The organism is Burkholderia sp. 572 (assembly GCF_040545135.1).
GTDB classification, from domain to species: domain Bacteria; phylum Pseudomonadota; class Gammaproteobacteria; order Burkholderiales; family Burkholderiaceae; genus Burkholderia; species Burkholderia cepacia.
The window spans coordinates 74059-94748 of sequence record NZ_JBEPLH010000008.1 but is presented as its reverse complement, the minus strand read 5'-3'; the positions used below and the strand labels follow the sequence as shown (position 1 = coordinate 94748).

Sequence of the window (20690 nt, the reverse complement as noted above, 5' to 3'; positions counted from 1 at the left end):
TCCGGTGAACTTGGATTCGGGTGGATTCAGGCCTGGGTGCGACCGACGTGGAGATCGCGGAACCGCTCGACCGCGTCGCTCGGGGTGAGGTCGTCGAGCTCGAACAGCGGCCGCACCTCGATCTCGCAATCCATTTCGGCGCCGAACGGCGCGGGGAACCGGCGCGTCCATTCGAGCGCCTCGTCGCGCGAACGCACCTGGATCAGCGTATAGCCGGCGATCAGCTCCTTCGTTTCGGCGAACGGGCCGTCGATCACCGTGCCCTTGCCGCCCGTGTAGCGCACGCGCCAGCCGCGCGCGCTCGGCCGCAGCCCGTTCGCGTCGAGCAGCACGCCGGCCTTGGCCAGCTCCTCGTGGTAGACGGTCATGGCTTCGACCAGCCGGTTGTCCGGCAACGCGTCGGATTCGCTGACGGCGTTCGCCCGGATCATGATCATGAATCGCATCGTTTACTCCTTGTCATCGGTGGAAGGCGGCGCCCGTTCGGCGGCGCCTTATCCGGACGACGGCCGGAAGACGCCCGGATCGACACGTTCCGCAACCAATCAGGGTAAATACCGAGTCGCGGCATTCACAGGAAGCACGGGCCGACCGCGCGCACCTCGACCGTGCACCATTGCGCGGCCGGGCACTGGCGCGCGATCTCGATCGCTTCCTCGCGGGTGTCGACGTCGACGAGGAAGAAGCCGCCGACCATCTCCTTCACCTCCGCGAACGGGCCGTCGAGCAGGCGCGTCTCGCCGTCGCGCACCTGCACGCGCGTGCCGCGCTCGGAACGCTCCAGCGACTCGACACCGCGCAGCACACCGCGCGCCTTCAGCGTCTCGGCGAAATCGACCATCCGCGCGTATAGCGCCTGGCCTTCGTCGAGCGTGCGCTCGGCGCGCTGGTCGGTCGGCTCGACAATCAACAGCATGTAAGACATGGATTTCTCCTGTGGGAACGGGGCGCGGCAGCGTGTGCTGCGCGATCGGGATGCGCCGCCGATGCAAAAGCGTAACAGCCGCCGTGCGCCTTGCATCGTCGGCCGATCGGCACACTGGCCGGACGGCCAATTTGGCCGCTTCCTGACATTTTGCCGTCAAGATGCTTTCCCGAATCGTCGGATTTTGTTCCTGTGGACCGCCCCATGTCACGCCTGCTTTCGCCGCCTGCCGTTGCGGCGTTCATCGTCCTCTTCGCCCTCTTCGCCCTCCTCGCCGGGCCCGCCGCGGCCGCGCCGCCGGTCAGCGCCGGCTGCGGCGGCGCAACCACGCCGATTGCCGACCTCCGCGGCGCCAGCGGCCCGTCGCCGCTGGCCGGGCAAACGACCTCGATCGAAGCGGTCGTCACCGCGGCATTCGCCGGTGCCGACGGCCTGGGCGGCTTCTTCGTCCAGCAGGCCGACGCACAGCGACGGCACCGGCCGGGCGTCCCGGAAGGCGTGTTCGTGTACGCACCGAACGCGCGTGCGAAGGCCGGCGATCTCGTGCATCTCACGGGCCGCGTCGACGAGCGATACGGCCGGACGCAATTCACGCTGTCGGGCGGCATGACGGTCTGCGCACGCGGGCAGACCGTCACCCCGGCGACGCTCACGCTGCCGGTCGCCACGCTATCGGTGCTGGCCGCGCATGAAGGCATGCGCGTGCGCCTGCCGCAAACGCTGACGGTCAGCGATACCCACGCACTCGGCCGCTACGGCAGCGTCGTCCTCAGCCACGGCCGGCTGCGCATCCCGACCCACATCGCACCGCCGGCCGAGGCCGCCGCGCTCGCGGCAGCCAACGCACGCAACCGCATCGTGCTCGACGACGGCTCGAACCGCCGCGACCCCGCAACCGTGCGCTATCCGCCCCCCGCGCTCAGCGCCGCCAACACGCTGCGCGCGGGCTACACGGTGCGCGGCGTCGAGGGTGTGCTCGAACTGCGCTACGGCGCATGGCGGCTGCAACCGGTGGCCGGCGCGGCGCTGCTCTTCGATGCCGCCTCGAACCCGCGTACCGATGCGCCGGCCCGTCATCCCGATGCCGACGCGCGCATCGTGTCGTTCAACGTATTCAACTATTTCAATGGTGACGGGCACGGCGGCGGATTCGATGCCCCGGCCGGCCGAGGAGCGAAAACGCCCGCCGCGTTCGCGCGGCAGGAGGCGAAGATCGTTGCGGCATTGCGCGCGCTGCGCGCCGACGTGATCGGGCTGATGGAAATCGCGAACAACGGCCACGGCGACGCGAGCGCCGTGCGGCGTCTCGCCGCGCGGCTTGGCGAAGGCTGGCGCGCGGTCGATCCCGGCACTGCACGGCTCGGCCGCGATGCAATCGCGGTCGCGCTGCTGTACGACAGCCGCACGATCGAGCCGGTCGGCCGCGCCGCGACCGTCTCGCTCGGCGGCCGGCATCGCCCGCCGCTCGCGCAGACATTCCGGCGCATCGGCGGCACGCGCGCGATGACGGTCGCGGTCAATCACCTGAAATCGAAGAACTGCCCGGACGCGACCGGCGCCGATCTCGACCGGTCGGACGGCCAGGGCTGCTGGAACGCGGCGCGCACGCGGGCCGCCGTGCGCATCGCCGACTGGCTCGCCGGATCGCCGACCGGTGCCGCGGCCGATGGCGTACTGCTGGTCGGCGACCTGAACAGCTACGCGAAGGAAGATCCGGTTCGCGCGCTCGAGTCGCGCGGCTACGCGAACCTGGTGGCGCGCTTCGTCGGCGATGCTGCGTACAGCTACGTATTTCGCGGCGAGGCCGGCAGCCTCGATCACGCGCTCGCGACGCCGGCCCTGACCGCGCGCGTCAAAGCCGTGCACGTCTGGCACATCAACGCCGATGAGCCGTTTGCACTGCAACCCGTGCCCGATTACAAAACGGCCGCACTTCGGTCGTCCTATTACGCACCCGACGCGTATCGATCGTCGGACCACGATCCCGTCGTCGTCGACCTCGCACTGGACAACGGCCCGCGAATGCCGGTCGCAGGCACAAACCCTGCTCGCCCGTACGGCGTCGATTAGTGCATTTGCATCAGCCCATCGCCTGCAATGGCACTATTTACCTGGTACCCCGGGCGACGCCATATTTACCGGGCATTCACTTCATATCGCTTCTTGTTGCACGCGTTTCGCCCATTTGAGAATTTTTTTCAATCTTCGCGCGGCCCCGCGTGGCGGGGCTTCCAGGCAATTCCGCCAACGAATTGAAAATTTGTCTCGAAACTCAACCGGGCCAAGCGAATCACATTAGTTGCTGCGATTCGTCTTATCTTCAAATTGGCCTTGAATCGAAGGAGGATAAACACCATGGCGCTCACTGACTCGATCGAACACAAGCTGGACCGCGGCCTGTCCGACATTCGTCGCACGGGCCGGCGCGTGGGACGCACGACGCGCTCGGCCGCCCGCGACCTGCATGCCGACGTCACCGACGATCTGCGCGGGCTGGTCGATGAACTCGAAGATCTGCTGAAAAACGACGGCGACGGCGATATCGCCGCGCTGCGCAAGCGCGTGCAATCCAGGCTCGATGAAGCACGCGGCGCGCTCGACCATGCGTCGGGCAGCGCAGCCGCCCGGCTGCGCGATTCCGCCGAACGCGTGTCGCAGGTCGTGCAAGACAACCCGTGGCAAACCGCCGGCGTCGTTGCCGGCCTCGCGTTCGTTGCGGGCCTGCTCCTTGCCCGCCGTTGAACGGAGCCGGCCGTCCCGCCGCCCGCCCCGTCCGTCATCAATCAGACAAAGAAGGAGAAACGCCATGCAGAAGACCTTTGCCATGAAAGCCGCCGCCGCCGTCCTGCTCGGCAGCCTCGCGCTCGCCGGCTGCACGACCACCCCGGACAAGCCGGAGGGCGCCGCGGCCAGCGCGTCGAAGCGCCAGTCGATCGACGCCAGCGTCAACGCGACGCTCTCGCGTCTCTATTCGACGGTGCCGGGCTCGCGTGAACTCGTCGCGAAATCGCGCGGCGTGCTCGTGTTCCCGAGCGTGCTGCAGGCCGGCTTCATCGTCGGCGGCCAGTCCGGCAACGGCGCGCTGCGCGTCGGCGGCAGCACGGTCGGCTACTACAACACGTCGTCGTTGTCGGTCGGCCTGCAGGCCGGCGCGCAGTCGAAGGCGATCGTGTTCCTGTTCATGACGCAGGATGCGCTCGACTCGTTCCGCAAGTCCGAAGGCTGGTCGGCCGGCGCCGACGCGTCGGTCGCGGTCGTGAAGGTCGGCGCGAACGGCGCGGTCGACTCCAACACGGCCACCGCACCGGTCGAGGTGCTGATCCTGACCAACGCCGGCCTGATGGGCGACCTGTCGGTGAACGGCACGAAGGTCACGAAGCTCAACATCTGACGATGCGGCACGCGGCGTTGCGCCGCGTTTGCTTCCCGGCAGCGCCGCGGCCCCGGCCGCGGCGTTTTCGCATGTGCCGCGCGTAGCCGCTATGATGGCGGCACCTTTGCGGGCATACTCCGGTTCGGGCCGCCCGGCGGATGGCCGCCCGCAGCGCGTTGCGCCGGGAACCCGTGACGATCGCGAACCGATCGCGCACGGGGCAACGAGATTCAATCAAACCACGCATCAATCTGCGCGAATGTCATCCATGGATAGCGGACACGACCACCAAAAATTCTTCTATTTCCTGCTGGCCGCGGTCACCGTCGGACTCTGCTGGATTCTCACGCCGTTCTCCGGCGCCGTGTTCTGGGGCACCATACTCGCGATCCTCTTCCAGCCCGTGCAGCGGTGGCTCGCCGCACGCTTCGGCAAGCGGCGCAACCTGGCCGCGCTCGTGACGCTGTCGCTGATCGTGCTGATCGTGATCCTGCCGCTCGTGTTCGTCGCCGCGACGCTCGTGCAGGAAATCGCGTACGTGTACCAGGAAATCAAGACCGCGCAGCCGAACTATTCGCAGTACTTCCAGGACATCATCCACGCGCTGCCTACGTCGATCCAGCACCTGCTGCAGAAATACGGCCTGAGCAACCTCCCGGGCATCCAGAAGAAACTGACCGATGGCGCCGCGCAGATCAGCCAGCTCGCGGCAACCCAGGCGCTCAGCATCGGCCAGAACACCTTCCAGTTCGTCGTGAGCTTCGGCGTGATGCTGTACATGGTGTTCTTCCTGCTGCGCGACGGCGGCGAGATCGGCCGCCGCGTGCGCCGCGCGCTTCCGCTCGACGACGAGCACAAGAACCTGCTGCTGGCCAAGTTCACGACGGTCGTGCGCGCGACGGTGAAGGGCAACATCGCGGTCGCGCTCGTGCAGGGCGCGCTCGGCGGCCTGATCTTCTGGATCCTCGGGATCGAAGGCGTCGTGCTGTGGGGGGCGCTGATGGCGTTCCTGTCGCTGCTGCCCGCGATCGGCGCGAGCCTCGTATGGGTGCCGGCCGCGCTCTACTTCCTGATGATCGGCGCGGTGTGGAAATGCGCGATCCTCGTCGCGTTCTGCGTGGGCGTGATCGGCCTCGTCGACAACCTGCTGCGCCCGATCCTCGTCGGCAAGGACACGAAGATGCCCGACTGGGTCGTGCTGATCTCGACGCTCGGCGGGATGGCGCTGTTCGGCATCACCGGCTTCGTGATCGGGCCGCTCGTCGCCGCGCTGTTCATGGCGAGCTGGGACATCTACGCACGCGCCGAACAGGGCGAATGACGCAACGCGTGGCCGCGTGCCACGCCCCTGCGGACATTCGCCGTCACGGATGACGAATGCGGATCACGACGGGCGCCACGGCGCCCGTCGCGTCATCCGCCGCGAGCGTCATCACGCCGCCATACGGACCCACGCGATACGGGCGGCCCGATACCAGCGGCACGCTTCGATCGTCGCGCGCATCGCGCCACGTTGCGCGCACCCCCGATGCGGCATCCGGTACGAACGGCGCGCCGTCGGGCCCGACCAGCGCCACATGAGCCCCCGGCAAGCGCCGGCCATGTGCATCGAACCGCAGCGTGGCCACCGCCCCGCCGCTCTCCACCTCGCGCCCCGGGACCGCCACGCCCGACCGCGCGTCGAGCGTCACGTCGTAGAGATCGACGAGCGCGCCGGCGAACCGCACGATACCGCCCGGCGCGGCATGCCCGGCCGCCATTGCGCTCGACATCGCAAGCGCAACACCAAGCCCGATCGCCATCCTCGGCACAGTACCGGCGCGCCGCACCGTTCGATTGCGCGTCGCCGCCGATGCCGCCCGCTTCGCGTCGTTTCGCATGTTTACGCTCCTCTTCCGTGTAACCAGAAAAAAAAAGCGACGTGACGCGTCGGTCACGCCGCCATCTGCTGGCAATCACTTTAGGGAGACACGCCCCGACAATATATGAGACAAGTCCGAAACTTAGGCCCGGTTGATCGAACGCATCACGTTCGACACGCCCTCGCGGCAGCGTGCGAACGACATCGCACGCCGTGCCGCGGGCCGGTCACGCGTCCGGATCGACGCGCAGCACGAGCTTGCCGCGATGGTCGCCGTCGAACAGGCGATTCAGCACGTCGGGCGCGTTTTCGAGACCGTCGGCGACCGTCTCCTCGGCCTTGAGCCGGCCGTCGCGCAGCCAGCCCGAGAGCGTCTGCACGGCCTCGCGGCTCTTGCGATAGTCGAGGATCAGGAAGCCGCGCATCGTCAGCCGCTTCGAGATCAGCACGCCGACGTCGTCCGCCGCGCGGCCGCTGTTGTAGTTCGAGATCACGCCGCACAGCGCGACGCGCCCGCCGATCACCATCCGCGACAGTACCGCGCGCATCACCTCGCCGCCGACGTTCTCGAAATTCACGTGCACGCCGTCCGGCGTCGCGGCCTTCAGCTGCTGACGGAAATCGTCGGCCTTGTAGTCGACGGCCGCATCGAAGCCGAGCGTCTCGGTCAGGTAGCGGCACTTGTCCGCGCCGCCGGCGATACCGACCACGCGCGCGCCGTGGATCTTGCCGATCTGGCCGGCGATCGAGCCGACCGAACCGGCTGCCGCCGATACGACGAGCGTCTCGCCCGGCTGCACCGGCGCGATGTCGGTCAGCCCGTAATACGCGGTCAGTCCGCTCATCCCGCACGCGCCGAGCAGCGTCGGCAGCGGCAGGCCCGACTGCGCGGGCAGCTTCACGAGCTGCGCGGCCTGGTCGGCCGGCACGACCGCGTAGTCCTGCCAGCCGACGAGCCCCTGCACGAGATCGCCTTCCGCGAAACCCGCGTTGCGCGACGCCACCACGCGCCCGATGCCGAGCGCGCGCATCACCTCGCCGATCGCCACCGGCGGCAGGTATTGCGGCACGTCGCTCATCCACACGCGGTTGGTCGGGTCCATCGACAGGTACAGCACGCGCACGAGCACCTCGCCGTCCGCGAGCGCCGGCACGGGCGCTTCGACGAGCGAGAAATGTTCACGGCCGACCCGCCCTTCCGGGCGCGTCTTCAGCAGCAGTTGGCGGTTCACGGGTGTGGACACGATGTTCTCCTCCGGTCGTTGTTGTTCGGGATGCGCGTCAGACCGCGCACATGCCGCCGTCGATCACGAGTTCGGCGGCCGTCACGAAGCGGCTCTCGTCGGACGCAAGATAAACGGCCGCGTGCGCGACGTCGTCCGGCTCGCCGAGCCGGCGCAGTGGAATGCCGCGCGCGAGCTTGCGCGTCGCGTCGCGTTCGCCGAGCGTCTGGAACAGCGGCTCGACGATGCCCGTGCGGATGAACGCCGGGTGAATCGAGTTGCAGCGCACGTCGAGCTCGCGGCGTGCGCAGTCGATCGCGACCGACTTCGTGAGCGACGCGACGGCCGCCTTCGACGCGTTGTACGCGGTGAAATCCGGCTCGACCTTGAACGCGGCGACCGACGAGATGTTGATGATCGATGCGGGATGGCTTTCCGCCAGATACGACAGCGCATGCTTGCAGCCGAGCACGATGCTCTCGACGTTGATCGCCATCACGCGCCGCCATTCGTTCAGCTCGATTTGCGCGGGCGAGCCGATCGAGCCGACGCCCGCGTTGTTGACGAGTACCGACAGCCCGCCCATCGCGTCGACCGCCTGCGCGAGCAGCGCCTGCCAGCGCGCCTCGTCGCGCACGTCCTGCGTCGCGGCGAACGCGACCGGCGTCGCATGGCCTGCATTGAGTTCCTGCGCGAACGCGTCGAGCACCGCCGCGTCGGCGATGTCGGTCACGAACACGCGCGCGCCCTGTTCGACCATCCGGCGCGCGATCGCGCGACCGAGGCCGCCCGCGGCGCCCGTGATGTATGCGCACTTGCCGGCAAGGCGCGAAGAAACGACTGTCATGTGACCATCTCCTATCGTGAATCGTCGTCGCGGAACGCTGCCGCGACGGATGTTCCGTGCCGGTTCCCGCCAGCGCGGGCCGGTTGACCATGCGTCGCCATCACGAGGCGCCGCACGGTTTCCGCGAGTATATCGAGATGAGCGTGACGCGCGCCGGACACGCCGGGCAGCCTGCCCCGGTTGAACGACAGCCAGCGTACGCGAATGCCGCCGATCGATGAAATGAATATTCGTTATGCCCGGTCATAGGCTCGACGCATGACCTTCGCGTGACGTCACGCACGCGCAAGCCGGCGCGGCCGGTCACGCAGACCGGCCGGTTCGTCGAATCGTGTCATGGCGAGGGTCGCGTTCCGCGCTTGCGAGGAAGCAATCGGGAAAACGGGCGGCGAGGAATCGCGCGACCGCCGGGCGAATGCGGAAGGAAATCGGAAGGAAATCGGCAGGAAAGCAGCGCCGGCGCACCGCGGCCGGCGACCGTCAGAAACCGTCGCCCGACGGCGCGCGCACGAACGCGCAGAGTTGCGGCGAATGCGTGTCGATCATCTGCTGGAACGGCGCGCGGTGCCCGTACGCGATGCCTGACACGAGCAGCAGGCAGACGGCCGCGACGCGCGGCGAGAATGCGCGCTGCCGCGCACCGTCGTAGCCGCGCAGGAACACCAGCGCGACCAGCGCGCCGAGCATCCAGCCGACGATCACTTCAGGAACGGTATGCGAATGATCGAACACGCGCGCGACGGCCGTGACCGCGCCGATGGCCAGCCCGGCCGCGATGCCGGGCACCTTGCCCGTCCGGAACGCCTGCCACAGCATCGACAGCGCGACGGTCCACACCGACGTCGACAGCATCGTATGGCCGCTGATCACGCGGAAATCGAATTGCGGAAGCTCGATGCCGCACCCGGCATACAGGATCTTCGTGGCGCCGACGACGCCCATGCCGGCGGCGAGCAGCACGCCCCAGCGGGCGGCGAGGCGCCAGTCGGTCAGCGCGAGCCAGGCCGCGCAGGTCAGCGCGATCGGCAAGGTCAGCGCGGCATCGCCGATGTTGCTGATTTCACTCCACATAACGGACTTCGGACGACGATCGAAAGGCCGCAGTTTACCGCATGCGCGCCGCGCGACTGTGTCAGCCTGTGACAGGCTGTATCAGCCCGCGACACCGGTAATCAGCAGCAGGTTCGTGCCGGTGATGACGACGAACAGCGCCCACGCGGCGGCCTGCATCCCGCGCCCGATCGTGTGCTCGCCCATCGTGTTGCGATCGCTGACCGAGCGGATCAGCGGCCACATCGCGAACGGCAGCTGCAGGCTCAGCAGCACCTGGCTCCATACAAGCAGTTTCCCGACCGAACCGTCGCCGAGCCACAGCACGCCGATCAGCGCGGGCACGAGCGCGAGCCCGCGCGTGATCAGCCGGCGCTGGTAGCACGGAATCTTCGTATGCAGGAAGCCGTCCATGATCACCTGGCCGGCGATCGTGCCGGTGAGCGTCGAACTCTGCCCCGACGCGAGCAGCGCGATGCCGAACAGCAGCGCGGCCGCGCCGCCCGCGATCGGCGTAATCAGGTTGTAGGCCTGCTCGATGTCAGTCACGTTGTGCTGGCCCGTCGCATGGAACGCCGCGCCCGCGACGATCAGGATCGCCGCGTTGACGAGCATCGCGACGAACAGCGACACGCAGGTATCGATGCGCACCAGCGCGAGCGTGTCGCGAATCACCCCGCGCGCGCCGCCGACCACCCGCCGCGTCTGCACGACCGACGAATGCAGGTACAGGTTGTGCGGCATGATCGTCGCGCCGACGATGCCGAGCGCGAGCACGATCGCGTCCTTGCGGTCGTGGCCCGGATCGCCCGGCACCAGCCCGCCGGCCACCGCGTGCCAGTCGGGCGGCGTGATCGCGACCTGCGCGACGAAGCAGAACGCCATCGTCGCGATCAGCGCGAGCACGATCGCCTCGATCTGCCGGAACCCCTTGCCCTGCAGGCCGAGCACGATCACCGTGTCGAGCGCGGTCAGCACGATCCCCCACGCGAGCGGCACGCCGAGCAGCAGCTTGAACGCGAGCGCGCAGCCGAGCACTTCCGCGATGTCGCACGCGATGATCGACACTTCGGCGGTCACCCACTGCACGATGCGGCCGAACCGCCCGTAGCGGTCGTAGCTGGCCTGCGCGAGATCCCTGCCCGCCACGAGGCCGAGCCGCGCCGCGAGCATCTGCAGGAAGATCGCCGCGAGGCTCGAGAACGCGACGACCCACAGCAGCGAATAGCCGAACTGCGAGCCGGCCTGGATGTCGGTCGCCCAGTTGCCGGGATCCATGTAGCCGATCGCGACCAGCAGGCCGGGGCCGAAGAAGCGCTTGAGCTTCTGCCAGCGCGGCGCGCCGGCATCGATCGTGATGCTGCCCTTTACTTCCGACGGGCAGAAAGGGGCGGTGGCAGTGGTGGGGAGGAAGGACATGGAAACCGGGAATCGAAATCGCGACAGGACGATTCTACGGGTATCCGTCCGGTTTTTTCCCGCGCGGCGGCGCACGGGGCGCATTGCCCCCCGGCGCCGTCGCAGGCCTCCCCGTGCGCATCGGCCGGCGGGGCGCCGCGAGTGAGGATCCTTTCACGCTCGGAGACGCGATATTCGGTCGGCGACATCAGCATGCGCTGGCGGAACAGCTTCGCGAGCCGCTCGCCGCTGCCGAACCCGGTGCGGCGCGCGACCTTGTCGGCCGGCAGCGTCGTGTGAACCAGCATGTGGCAGGCGCGCTCGAGCCGCACGTGCTGGACGAATTCGGTCGGCGTCACGCCGATCTCCTTCTTGAAGCGCCGCAGGAAATTGCGCTCGCTCATCGCGGCGGCCTGCGCGGCGTTCGCGATCGAGATGCGGTTCACGCTCTGCGCGCGCAGCCGCTGCGCCGACATCCGGATCGAGGGGCTCGCGCTCAGCTCGCGAAAGGCCCACATCGACTGCGCATAGCGCTGCTCGACCGGCCGCAGCATGTTGCTGGCGATCTCCTGCGCGGCGCCGTCGCCGAGATCGACGCGGAACATGTCGAGCACCGCGGCGAACACGTCGGCTTCCCCGGCCGGCAACTCGACCGTCGTGGCGACCCGGCGGCCGGCCCGGCCCGGCCGCCCTTCGATCGCCGCCGACGGTCGCTGCATGGCCGCGAGCGTCGGCAGGTCCATCGCGTCGACGATCCAGCGCGCATGGCGGCGGATGTCGGTGAGGCGACGCTGCAATGCGTCGTCCCAGTTGACGGCCGCACGGTCGCCGTGAAGATGAAAGAACGCGAGCGCGCGGCGACCGTGCTCGTCGCCGAGCGGATCGGCCGCGATGCTCACGCCGGACGACGACTGCAACAGCCCCCCGCTTTCGGATACGTACTTCAACTGATAGTCGGCACTGTGTGCGTGCAGGCGATTCGCCAGATTGAAAGCCTCGCCGATACGCGCGGCCTGGGCCAACGAAAACCCCGTACTCAAATAGATAACGACCCACCTCTGATCTGCTGCATTCACTGGCCAAGCCCCCGACTTGTTTCGACTTCTTCTAATACCGTCGAACTGTCAGGCTTATATTTGGTTTGAATGCGTGCGACAGGACGGCTATCCCGAAATATGAAGCGACGGCATCTTAGCCGAACGGGTCGCGGCTTTGGCGCGAAATGGCCGACATGGACAGCATGATGGCGGATTACTACAGGCTGCCAGGGGTTGCCGGCGGGCCGGTGCGGAATTGCACGGGCCGATATCGCCAATTGTTACGATTGTGTGCATCGAAATCCGTGCATTTTCACGACGACGAATTGCGTCGGGTATCCGGATAAATGCACAGCCGAATATCGGCGCAAACGATATCCCCATGTATTCAATACCGTCGATCGCCACGCAGGAAAGCCCGCGTATCCGTTGCCTGCGCATCCTTTAGAATCGCTCCACCATTCATCACGCCACCCGCGCCCCGTGCCCGCCGACCATCGTCTCGACCTGAACCTGTTTCGCGTGCTCGACGCCGTCTACGTGCATGGCGGCATCGGCGCGGCCGCCCGCGCGCTGCATCTCACGCAGCCGGCCGTCACGCACGCGCTCAACCGGCTGCGCGCGCATTTCGACGATCCGCTGTTCGTGCGCCAGGGCAACCGTGTTGTCGCAACCGAACGCACGCGCTCGATCATCACGGACGTGCAACTGCACCTGAAGGGCCTGCAAGGCACCGCGCGCGCGCCGTCGGCATTCGATCCCGCGACGCTCGACCTGAGCATCGCGGTGGGCATTCGCGACGTGCTCGAATCGATCGCGCTGCCGCGGATCGTCGCGGCGTTCGCCGACGAAGCGCCGGGCCTGCGGCTCGTGAGCCGTCGCATCGCGGTAGCCGGGATCGAACGCGAACTTGCATCGGGCAATCTCGATCTCGCCGTCGATCGCCGCGTGCCGACCGGCCCGCGCATTGCCACCGAACACCTGCTCGACGATTCGCTCGTCGTCGCACTGCGACGCGATCATCCGCTTACTCGCGAGCCGTTGCGGCGCGGCGACTATTTCGCGGCGCAGCATGTCGCGGTGTCGTCGCTCGGCGAGCCGCAATCGCTCGACGTGCTGCTCGGCAACGACGGCCGCTTTCGCGATATCCGGCTCACCTGTCAGCACTATTTCGCCGCGTGCCAGATCGCCGCGACCGGCAACCTGCTGGTCACGCTGCCGCACACCTATGCGTTGCGGATGGCCGCGATGCTGCCGATCGTCGTGCGACCGCTGCCGTTGCGGCTCAAGCCGTTCCCGCTCCTCGCGTACTGGCACGAATCGCGCGACGCCGATCGCGCGCACCAGTGGGTACGCGAGCGCATCGCCGCGCTCGTGCGCAGCAGTGCCGGCGGCGCGGACGCGTAGCCGCATCGCGCGCGCCATCGCCATCGCCATCGCCATCGCCATCGCCATCGCCATCGCCATCGCCATCGCCATCGCCATCGCCATCGGGGCGGTATGCTGACGGCTGCGCGCCGCCGCGCGGCGTCCACTTTCCGCTTCCCGACTCCCTTTTTCTTTTCCCGCTGACCGGAGACTTGCCATGTCGCTCATCCACGCCGCCGCCGTCCTCGACGCCGATGCGCCCGATTACGTCGTCCAGCTTCAGGCCGGCACCCACGCGCTGACCGGCGACGAAGCCCCACGCGAGGGCGGCCAGGATCGCGGGCCGGCGCCCTATGAATTCGTGCTGGCCGGCCTTGCGCAATGCACGGCCGCGACGCTGCGCATGTACATGCAGCGCAAGGCGTGGCCCGCCGCGCGTATCGGCGTGCGCACCGAGCTGCATGCCGATCGCGAAGGCACGCAGTACGTGCGCCGTGTCGTGACGCTCGACGGCCCGCTCGACGATGCGCAACGCCAGCGCCTCGCCGAAATCTGCGAGAAAACGCCGGTCACGCAGTTCATCAAGCGCGGCACGCGGATCGACACGACGTTGAACTGATACGCAACGCACACGACACACGATCACCGCGCACATCACCGCGCAAAAGGAAACGGGGGGCCGCGCACGATGCGCGGCCCCCCGTTCGTCGATCCCGTCAGGCGCTTACAGTCCGAGCGCGGACAGGTCGAGCTTGCCGTCCTGCATCGGCGGGCACCAGAAATACGCGCCCGTCAGCGGCCGCGTGAAGCGGAACAGGCCGTCGACGATCCCGTCTTCCGCGCCGCTCATCCGGCGCATCTGCACGTCGAACGCGCGGAACGAGCAGCCGAACGCCACGAAGTAGAGGCCCGCGCGGCGCGCGTCCGACCACGGCGACGAACGGCGCAGCATGAACGCTTCGGGCTCGAAGCTTTCCTGCGCGGTGCGCTTCACGTGCGCGAACTCGGGTGCGTCGTCGAGTTCTTCGTTGTCCGAGCGGCGGCGCCCGATGATGTTGTCCATGTCGCCCGACGGAATGCGCTCCATCTGCTCGAAGTCGTGCAGCCATTGCTGGACCGCGACGAAGCTCGCACCGTCGAGCCCCGCGCCCTGCCCGGTCACGATCGCCGCGGCCACGGCTTCGTCGCCTTCGGGGTTCTCGGTGCCGTCCTCGTAGCCGGACAGGTCACGATCGTTCGAATAGCGGAAACCGTCGACCGCATCCTGCAACGCGAACGCCGGCGCCAGCGCGCGTTCGATCGCCCGCGCGCGCAGCACGATCTCGCCGCGATCGTCGCCGCGCAGCCAGACCCACACGTCGGCCGGCGTCGCCGGCAGCGTGCGGTCCTTCACCGCGAACGCCGGGAATCCGGTCAGGCCTGGCACCGGGTGCCCGAGGTGCGCCGCCAGCGCATGTCCGAACCCGACGACCGTGTCGCGTCCGTCGACGATCTCGCGCAGCGCGGCCAGCGCCGCCGCCACATTGCCGTCGTTCGACATCGTGAAAGTGAGGTATCGGGCCGCCGTATCGATCGGGGTCAGGATGCCTTGCTGAACGTCGCTCATCGTTTCCTCAGGAATGTATCGTGGTGAATCTGCGAGGGCCGCGGCGCGGTGCGCCGCAAACGTCGAAGTGTAATCGATGCGTGTGCCGGCCCCTGCGCTGCCGCACTGTGGAAGGCCCGCAAAAGAAGGGCCGAAGCCCTGAATACTAACCGTATCGACGCTGCAACGCCGCATTCGTCAGACGTTGCGGGGCGCGCGGCACTGCTGATAGAATCTTTCCACGTCTTTTCGGCGTCCTTTCAACCGTTCACTTCAGGGGAGGTGCAGATGTTCCGAATGCCAGCAACCTTCCCGAACGTGGTCCCACGGCGCAGCTGATCCAGCCCGCCGTCCGCGCCGGCTCCCGAGTTTTCTACTAACCCGTCAGCCGCGCCGTTTCCCGACAGCCCGTTTCGTTTCGCCGCACGGTTTCCGCGCGGCCCGGCTGTTGCGTTTTCGATGTTCGCCCAACCGGAAAGCCCCGTCGCGCGATGCGCCGGGCAACGATAAATGACCAGAAAAACCACCCTTCTGGGCGGCCAGGCATTCCAGGCCGTCTTCGGCTTCACCTTCCGTTACTGGCGCAAGCAGCCGGCCCGCACCGCCACGGTCGCGAGCCTCGCGCTGCTCGCCGCGCTCGCCGACGTGCTCACGCCGCTGTTCGCCGGCCGCCTCGTCGACGCGCTGTCGACCGGCCTGACCGACCGCGCCGCCGCGTGGCATGCGGCCCTCGTCGCGTTCGGCACGCTCGCCGCGCTCGGCCTCGGCGCGACGGTGCTGCGACAAGGCGTCTACCTGAACATCATCACGCTCACGCTGAAGATGATGAGCGAGATCGCGGCCGCGTCGTTCCATCGCGTGCAGCGCTTCTCGACCGACTGGCACGCGAACAGCTTCGCGGGCTCGACCGTGCGCAAGATCACGCGCGGCATCTGGGCGCTCGACCTGCTGAACGACACGGTCCTGATCGCGCTGTTGCCGTCGGTCACGATGCTCGTCGGCGCGACCGTGCTGCTCGGCACGCACTGGCCCGTGATGGGGCTCGTCGTCGGCGCGGGTTCGCTGCTGTACATCACGGTGACGGTTGCGGTGTCGCTCGGCATCGTCGCGCCGGCCGCCCGCCTCGGCAACCTGTGGGACACGCGCATGGGCGGCGCGCTCGCCGATGCCGTGAGCTGCAACGCGGTCGTGAAGGCGTTCGGCGCGGAAACGCGCGAGGAAGCGCGGCTCGCCCGCGTGATCGGCAAGTGGCGGCAACGCACGCGCCGCACGTGGGTGCGCGGCACGCTCAACGGCGGGTTGCAGGGCGCGATGCTCGTCGCGATGCAGGCCGCGATGATCGGCGTCGCGCTGCGGCTGTGGGCGAACGACGAGGCGAGCGTCGGCGACATCGCGTTCGCGCTGACGATGTTCTTCATGCTGCAGGGCTACCTGCGCGACGTCGGCATGCACATCCGCAACCTGCAGCGCTCGGTCAACGACATGGAAGAACTCGTCGCGCTCGAACGCCAGCCGCTCGGCATCGACGATCGCCCCGGCGCGCCGGCCATCCGGATCGGGCAAGGCGAGATCCGCTTCGAGCACGTGACGTTCCGCTACGGCAACCATCCGGTGCCGCTGTACGACGATTTCTCGATGCGCATCGCGCCGGGCGAGCGGGTGGGCCTCGTCGGCCACTCGGGGTCGGGCAAGACGACGTTCATCAAGCTGATCCAGCGCCTGTACGACGTGTCGGGCGGCCGCATCACGATCGACGGCCAGGACATCGCGCAGGTCCGGCAGGATTCGCTGCGCAGCCAGATCGCGATCGTCCAGCAGGAGCCCGTGCTGTTCCACCGCACGCTCGCCGAGAACATCGCGTATGCACGCCCCGACGCGAGCCGGGCCGACATCGAGCGCGCCGCGCGGCTCGCCAGCGCGCACGACTTCATCGCCGCGCTGCCGGACGGCTATGACACGCTGGTCGGCGAACGCGGGATCAAGCTGTCGGGCGGCGAACGCCAGCGGGTCGCGATCGCGCGCGCGTTCCTCGCCGATGCGCCGATCCTGATCCTCGACGAAGCCACGTCGAGCCTCGACAGCGAAAGCGAGCTGCTGATCCAGCAGGCGATGGAGCGGCTGATGGTCGGTCGCACGACGCTGGTGGTCGCACACCGGCTGTCGACCGTGCGCGCGCTCGACCGGCTGCTGGTGCTCGACCGCGGCAAGGTGATCGAGGAAGGCAGCCACGACGCGCTGATCCGCATCGACGGCGGCATCTATCGCCGGCTGTTCGAGCGGCAGGCGCTGGAACTCGCGAAGGGGCTCGCCGATTCGCCGCGGCGCACGGCGGACAATCATGCCGGGCCGCTCGGCGAGCCGGCTGAGGCGTGATGCAAGAAAGGCGCGACGCGCGCCGGTAGTGCGGTCATCACCGCCGGCGCGCGTCGACAAATGGATCCGGATCGAGGCCGTGCCAGGTGCACGGCCTTTTTTTCGGCCGCGAATTCCGCCCGCCCCTCCGCAAGCCGCGCGCCGCCAGGCCGCCTCTTCCGGTATCCCTTATCATGTGGGCCAGCAAGTTTGCGACAAGGGATCGACCATGTTTACAGGAATTGTCCAGGGCGTTGCCACCATCAAGACCATCGCCGACCACGGGGAACTGAGAACCTTCAGCATCGAATTCCCGGAACGGTTTACCGACGACATCGAGATCGGCGCCAGCGTCTCGGTCGACGGCGTCTGCCTGACGGTGACGACCATCCATTCGCCGGAACTGATCGACTTCGACGTGATGCTGCCGAGCCTGAAAATCACCACGCTGGCCGACCTCACGACAGGCGCGCGGATCAACGTGGAGCGGGCCGCGAAGGACGGCGCGGAGATCGGCGGGCATCCGCTGTCCGGCCATGTCGACTTCACCGGGACCATCCGGCACATCGCATCGTCCGAGCATAACCGGATGGTGCGCATCGGCGTGCCGGACGCATTCAAGCGGTACGTGTTCGCGAAGGGCTATATCGCGATCAACGGCTGCAGCCTGACGGTGTCCGACGTCAACCGCGACGAAGGCTGGTTCGATGTCTGGCTGATTCCCGAAACGCGTCGCGCGACGACCTTCGATGCGAAGGGCGTCAACGACACGGTCAACATCGAGATCGAGCGCAGCACGCAGGTGGTCGTGGACACGATCCGGGAATCGGTCAAGGAAACGCTCGGCGAACTGAACGGTGTCGTCACGGCGTTGCTGGCCGAAAAAGGCATCGATATCGAGGAATTGCTGGCGCGCCATGTCGCGCGCCTGCCGAAGCAGTAACGGTTGCCGGCGCGCTAGGTGATCCGCTGGATCACCGAGTACCGGTCGCCGTCGCAAAACACCTCGACCCACGGCTCCGCTTCCTCGAACGTCCAGAGGACGAGATCGAGATCGACCGGTTCGTCGTCGTCGGGCCAGCGCATGTTCCACCCGCCCGCGACGGCGACCGCCCCGCCCGTGTAGAGCGGGCATTGCGCCATCCACTCACGCTCGTAGTCATGCGCCGCGATGCCCTTGAAGTTGCTGTTGAATCCCCAGTCGCGTTGCCAGCCGTGCGCGTCGAGATAGGCGTCGATCGCGGCTGAGCCGAAGCGGAACACCGCTTCGACCGGCGGGAGCGACGTAGCGTCGGATCGGCACAGCGGGCGGTCCGACCGGACGGGCTGCGCGGCGGTTTCCGCGCGGCCCGATGTCCCGCCCTCATCGAGATACACGTTCAGCCAGGTGCCGTCCCGCTCGACGGAGACGCACGGCGCGCCTGCTTCAACGCCATGCCAGTAGCCGGTGACGGGTTCCCCGCCACTCGCGAAGCGATATTGACGGCATGGCCTGGCGAGGCGCCGCGCTTCGATCAGAAAGTCTTGCAGCGTCATTGAATGTCGTTCTCCCGGTTTCCGGCACCGCGGGTGCCGCCTGGATGCGTCGGGCCGCCGCCCGCGACCGGACACGGATCGTGTTCACTCGACGGCATCGACGCCACGATGAAGCGTTCGATGTCGCCCGCCACGCGGTCGGGCGTGCCGTCACTCGAGAACCGCCTGCAGTTCAGGCGCATGAAGGCGGGAAACCGGTCGCGGATCTTGCGCATCTCGTCGGCTTCGTTCGCGTTCAGATAAGGCCGGGACATTTGCCGGGCCACGACCGTTTTCGCGCAGCGTTCGAGATCGAACGAAGGCAACAGGAGCGCGGTCAAGCCGTCCTCCTCGATGTCACGGCGAAGTGCCGGATAGGCCGGCGCGACATCGTCCGGATACAGCATGAACCCGGACGACACCGCGCAGATCGCAGGCGCCGACAGGTCACGCTTGAGTTGCTCGTACAGCCGGACGTTGTGCGACGCATATTCGGCATAACCGCGCTCCCGGATGAAATCGGCAATGTTCCCGTGCTCCGCCAGGAAACATCGATCCACATCGACGAACCGCCAGTTCAGGCGCTCCGCGACGATCGCGCCGACCGTGGTCTTGCCGGCGCCGCCCGGGCCGATCAGATGTACCAGCAACGACACCTTCCCCCTCCCGCAAGCACCGCGACGCATTGCCTCGCCCGCATCATTCGGCTTCGGCCTGCGCGCCCTTGCCCACCGCCACGCGCTGCGCGCGATAAATCCCCGCGTGCCCCGAGAACAGATACGCAACGACACACGCGACGATCGCATACACGCCGATATCCGCCCCGAACAGTTCGATCGCCATGATCGTCGACGCGATCGGCGTGTTGGCCGCGCCCGCGAACACCGCGACGAAGCCGAGCCCCGCGAGCACGGGCACCGGCAGCGCCAGCACCTGGCCGAGCGCGTTGCCGAGCGTCGCGCCTATGTAGAACAGCGGCGTCACTTCGCCGCCCTTGAACCCCGACGCGAGCGTGACGACGGTGAACGCGAACTTGCCCGCGAAGTCGTAGAGCGGCAACGGGCCGTGAAACGCGGCCTCGATCGTCGGGATGCCGAGGCCGAGATACTGCGGCACGTTCAACGCGATCGCAGCCGCGGCGACCAGCAGGCCGCCGAGCACCGGCTGCAGCGGCGCATAACGGATGACGCGGCGGAACCACGCGGTCAGCGCATGCGTCGCGAACGCGAACAGCCGCCCGACCACGCCGAACGCCACGCCCGCGACGACCGTCACGGCCAGCCCCGTCGCCGACACGGCCGGCACGAACGGAATCGCATAGGCCGTGTGATGCACGCCCCACGCGCGGCAGACGACATCCGCGACGATCGCGGATGCGACACAGGTCAGCAGCGCGTCGTACCGCACGCGCCCGATCGCCAGCACCTCGAGCCCGAACACGGCGCCCGCGAGCGGCGTGCCGAACACCGATGCGAAACCGGCCGCGATGCCGCCCATCAGCAGCACGCGGCGATGTTCGCGATCGAGACGGAACACGTGCGTGACGCGATCGGCGAGCGCGCCGCCCATCTGCACGGCCGTGCCCTCGCGGCCGGCCGAGCCGCCGAACAGGTGCGTGACGACGGTCGCGACGAGCACGAGCGGCGCCATCCGTTTCGGCACGAGCGCCTTCGGGTCGTGGATTTCGTCGATCAGCAGGTTGTTGCCGCGCGCGACGGACTGGCCGAAGCGATGGTAGATCCAGCCGGTCGCGAAACCGGCTGCCGGCAGCCCCCACAGCAGCCACGGATGCGCGACGCGCGTGCCGGTCGCCCAGTCGAGCGCGATCAGGAACAAGGCGGAAGCCGTGCCGGCCAGTGCGCCAAGCAGGGCCGAGAGAGCGAGCCAGCGGCACACGTAGCGCACGGTCGCGAGAAGATCGGCAGAAGTCGTGAAGAACATGATTTCCAGATTCGACGGAACATCAAAACCTGGGCGGCAGAATACCGCATCGACGGCCTGCGACCTCCTGACGACCCAGGAACACGCAGGCATCATCAGCCGGGCTTACCGGCGGTTGAGGGCCGCACCGTGCGCAACGCGCCGCGTACGACCGCAGGGAGGCATGCCATCTCCGCAGGCCGCCATTGTACGCGAGTGCGCGCCGCCCGCAATGC

General features: G+C 67.9%; 20 protein-coding genes and 1 riboswitch. Of the genes, 8 read left to right on the top strand and 12 right to left on the bottom strand.

What is annotated here, in order from left to right; translation table 11 throughout:
- Nucleotides 1-26: 26 nt before the first annotated feature.
- Entirely contained in the window at nucleotides 27-446 is a 420-nt protein-coding gene (locus ABIC51_RS16800) for a YciI family protein (RefSeq protein WP_027791017.1), read from the bottom strand.
- A 125-nt stretch (nucleotides 447-571) separates the two neighbouring features.
- Nucleotides 572-925 carry a YciI family protein gene (locus ABIC51_RS16795; RefSeq protein WP_021164040.1) on the bottom strand — a complete coding sequence of 118 codons (354 nt, stop codon included), beginning with the start codon at nucleotides 923-925 and terminating at the stop codon, nucleotides 572-574.
- Nucleotides 926-1129: 204 nt separating this feature from the next.
- Here ABIC51_RS16795 and ABIC51_RS16790 point away from each other — a divergent pair, with 204 nt between their 5' ends.
- The 4 genes from ABIC51_RS16790 (at nucleotide 1130) to ABIC51_RS16775 (ending at nucleotide 5619) form a co-directional block, all read left to right on the top strand.
- The gene (locus tag ABIC51_RS16790) at nucleotides 1130-2995 is read left to right on the top strand and encodes an ExeM/NucH family extracellular endonuclease (RefSeq protein ID WP_175898131.1); all 1866 of its coding nucleotides are present in this window, start codon (nucleotides 1130-1132) and stop codon (nucleotides 2993-2995) included.
- Between the two features lie 285 nt (nucleotides 2996-3280).
- On the top strand, nucleotides 3281-3667 hold the full coding sequence (locus tag ABIC51_RS16785) for an ElaB/YgaM/YqjD family protein (RefSeq protein WP_021157600.1): 387 nt from the start codon (nucleotides 3281-3283) through the stop codon (nucleotides 3665-3667).
- Between the two features lie 64 nt (nucleotides 3668-3731).
- Nucleotides 3732-4316, top strand: coding sequence for a BPSL1445 family SYLF domain-containing lipoprotein (locus tag ABIC51_RS16780; RefSeq protein ID WP_027791015.1), 585 nt, complete (start codon nucleotides 3732-3734; stop codon nucleotides 4314-4316).
- A 250-nt stretch (nucleotides 4317-4566) separates the two neighbouring features.
- Entirely contained in the window at nucleotides 4567-5619 is a 1053-nt protein-coding gene (locus ABIC51_RS16775) for an AI-2E family transporter (protein WP_027791014.1), read from the top strand.
- A 43-nt stretch (nucleotides 5620-5662) separates the two neighbouring features.
- Here ABIC51_RS16775 and ABIC51_RS16770 read toward each other — a convergent pair whose 3' ends face one another.
- The 6 genes from ABIC51_RS16770 to ABIC51_RS16745 all read right to left on the bottom strand — a co-directional run bounded on the left by ABIC51_RS16770 (nucleotide 5663) and on the right by ABIC51_RS16745 (nucleotide 11699).
- Nucleotides 5663-6178, bottom strand: a complete 516-nt coding sequence (locus tag ABIC51_RS16770) for a thioesterase (RefSeq protein WP_124839073.1) — start codon at nucleotides 6176-6178, stop codon at nucleotides 5663-5665.
- Between the two features lie 208 nt (nucleotides 6179-6386).
- Nucleotides 6387-7403 carry an NADP-dependent oxidoreductase gene (locus ABIC51_RS16765; RefSeq protein ID WP_021157603.1) on the bottom strand — a complete coding sequence of 339 codons (1017 nt, stop codon included), beginning with the start codon at nucleotides 7401-7403 and terminating at the stop codon, nucleotides 6387-6389.
- 37 nt (nucleotides 7404-7440) lie between these two features.
- Nucleotides 7441-8229 (bottom strand): SDR family oxidoreductase, encoded by a 789-nt coding sequence (locus tag ABIC51_RS16760; RefSeq protein ID WP_027791012.1) that lies wholly within the window; start codon nucleotides 8227-8229, stop codon nucleotides 7441-7443.
- Between the two features lie 480 nt (nucleotides 8230-8709).
- A complete protein-coding gene (locus ABIC51_RS16755) occupies nucleotides 8710-9300 on the bottom strand; it encodes a phosphatase PAP2 family protein (RefSeq protein WP_060194934.1) in 591 nt (196 codons plus the stop codon).
- Between the two features lie 81 nt (nucleotides 9301-9381).
- Nucleotides 9382-10698 (bottom strand): Nramp family divalent metal transporter, encoded by a 1317-nt coding sequence (locus ABIC51_RS16750; protein WP_027791010.1) that lies wholly within the window; start codon nucleotides 10696-10698, stop codon nucleotides 9382-9384.
- On the bottom strand, nucleotides 10647-11699 hold the full coding sequence (locus tag ABIC51_RS16745) for a helix-turn-helix domain-containing protein (RefSeq protein WP_027791009.1): 1053 nt from the start codon (nucleotides 11697-11699) through the stop codon (nucleotides 10647-10649). Before ABIC51_RS16745 ends, ABIC51_RS16750 begins: the two co-directional genes overlap by 52 nt.
- A 498-nt stretch (nucleotides 11700-12197) precedes the next feature.
- Between ABIC51_RS16745 and ABIC51_RS16740 the strand changes: the two genes are divergently transcribed.
- Both ABIC51_RS16740 and ABIC51_RS16735 read left to right on the top strand, forming a co-directional pair.
- Entirely contained in the window at nucleotides 12198-13121 is a 924-nt protein-coding gene (locus tag ABIC51_RS16740; protein WP_027791008.1) for a LysR family transcriptional regulator, read from the top strand.
- A 178-nt stretch (nucleotides 13122-13299) separates the two neighbouring features.
- On the top strand, nucleotides 13300-13701 hold the full coding sequence (locus ABIC51_RS16735) for an OsmC family protein (protein WP_027791007.1): 402 nt from the start codon (nucleotides 13300-13302) through the stop codon (nucleotides 13699-13701).
- Nucleotides 13702-13806: 105 nt separating this feature from the next.
- On the opposite strand, the gene ABIC51_RS16730 is transcribed toward ABIC51_RS16735, so the two are convergent.
- Complete coding sequence (locus ABIC51_RS16730; protein WP_146252584.1) at nucleotides 13807-14688, bottom strand: Dyp-type peroxidase; 882 nt, start codon at nucleotides 14686-14688, stop codon at nucleotides 13807-13809.
- 489 nt (nucleotides 14689-15177) lie between these two features.
- Between ABIC51_RS16730 and ABIC51_RS16725 the strand changes: the two genes are divergently transcribed.
- Together ABIC51_RS16725 and ABIC51_RS16720 are read left to right on the top strand one after the other, a co-directional pair.
- Nucleotides 15178-17040 carry an ABC transporter ATP-binding protein gene (locus ABIC51_RS16725; RefSeq protein ID WP_091920085.1) on the top strand — a complete coding sequence of 621 codons (1863 nt, stop codon included), beginning with the start codon at nucleotides 15178-15180 and terminating at the stop codon, nucleotides 17038-17040.
- 208 nt (nucleotides 17041-17248) lie between these two features.
- Nucleotides 17249-17962 carry a riboflavin synthase gene (locus tag ABIC51_RS16720; protein ID WP_027791004.1) on the top strand — a complete coding sequence of 238 codons (714 nt, stop codon included), beginning with the start codon at nucleotides 17249-17251 and terminating at the stop codon, nucleotides 17960-17962.
- A gap of 14 nt (nucleotides 17963-17976) precedes the next feature.
- On the opposite strand, the gene ABIC51_RS16715 is transcribed toward ABIC51_RS16720, so the two are convergent.
- The 3 genes from ABIC51_RS16715 to ABIC51_RS16705 are packed head-to-tail and all read right to left on the bottom strand — an operon-like array spanning nucleotide 17977 to nucleotide 20475.
- On the bottom strand, nucleotides 17977-18555 hold the full coding sequence (locus tag ABIC51_RS16715) for a hypothetical protein (RefSeq protein WP_175898102.1): 579 nt from the start codon (nucleotides 18553-18555) through the stop codon (nucleotides 17977-17979).
- Nucleotides 18552-19325, bottom strand: coding sequence for a shikimate kinase (locus tag ABIC51_RS16710; protein WP_226128855.1), 774 nt, complete (start codon nucleotides 19323-19325; stop codon nucleotides 18552-18554). The genes ABIC51_RS16715 and ABIC51_RS16710 overlap by 4 nt, the downstream gene beginning before the upstream one ends.
- Nucleotides 19234-20475, bottom strand: coding sequence for a voltage-gated chloride channel family protein (locus ABIC51_RS16705; RefSeq protein WP_175898103.1), 1242 nt, complete (start codon nucleotides 20473-20475; stop codon nucleotides 19234-19236). Before ABIC51_RS16705 ends, ABIC51_RS16710 begins: the two co-directional genes overlap by 92 nt.
- A gap of 79 nt (nucleotides 20476-20554) precedes the next feature.
- Nucleotides 20555-20658, bottom strand: a riboswitch (Fluoride riboswitch).
- Nucleotides 20659-20690 lie beyond the last annotated feature (32 nt).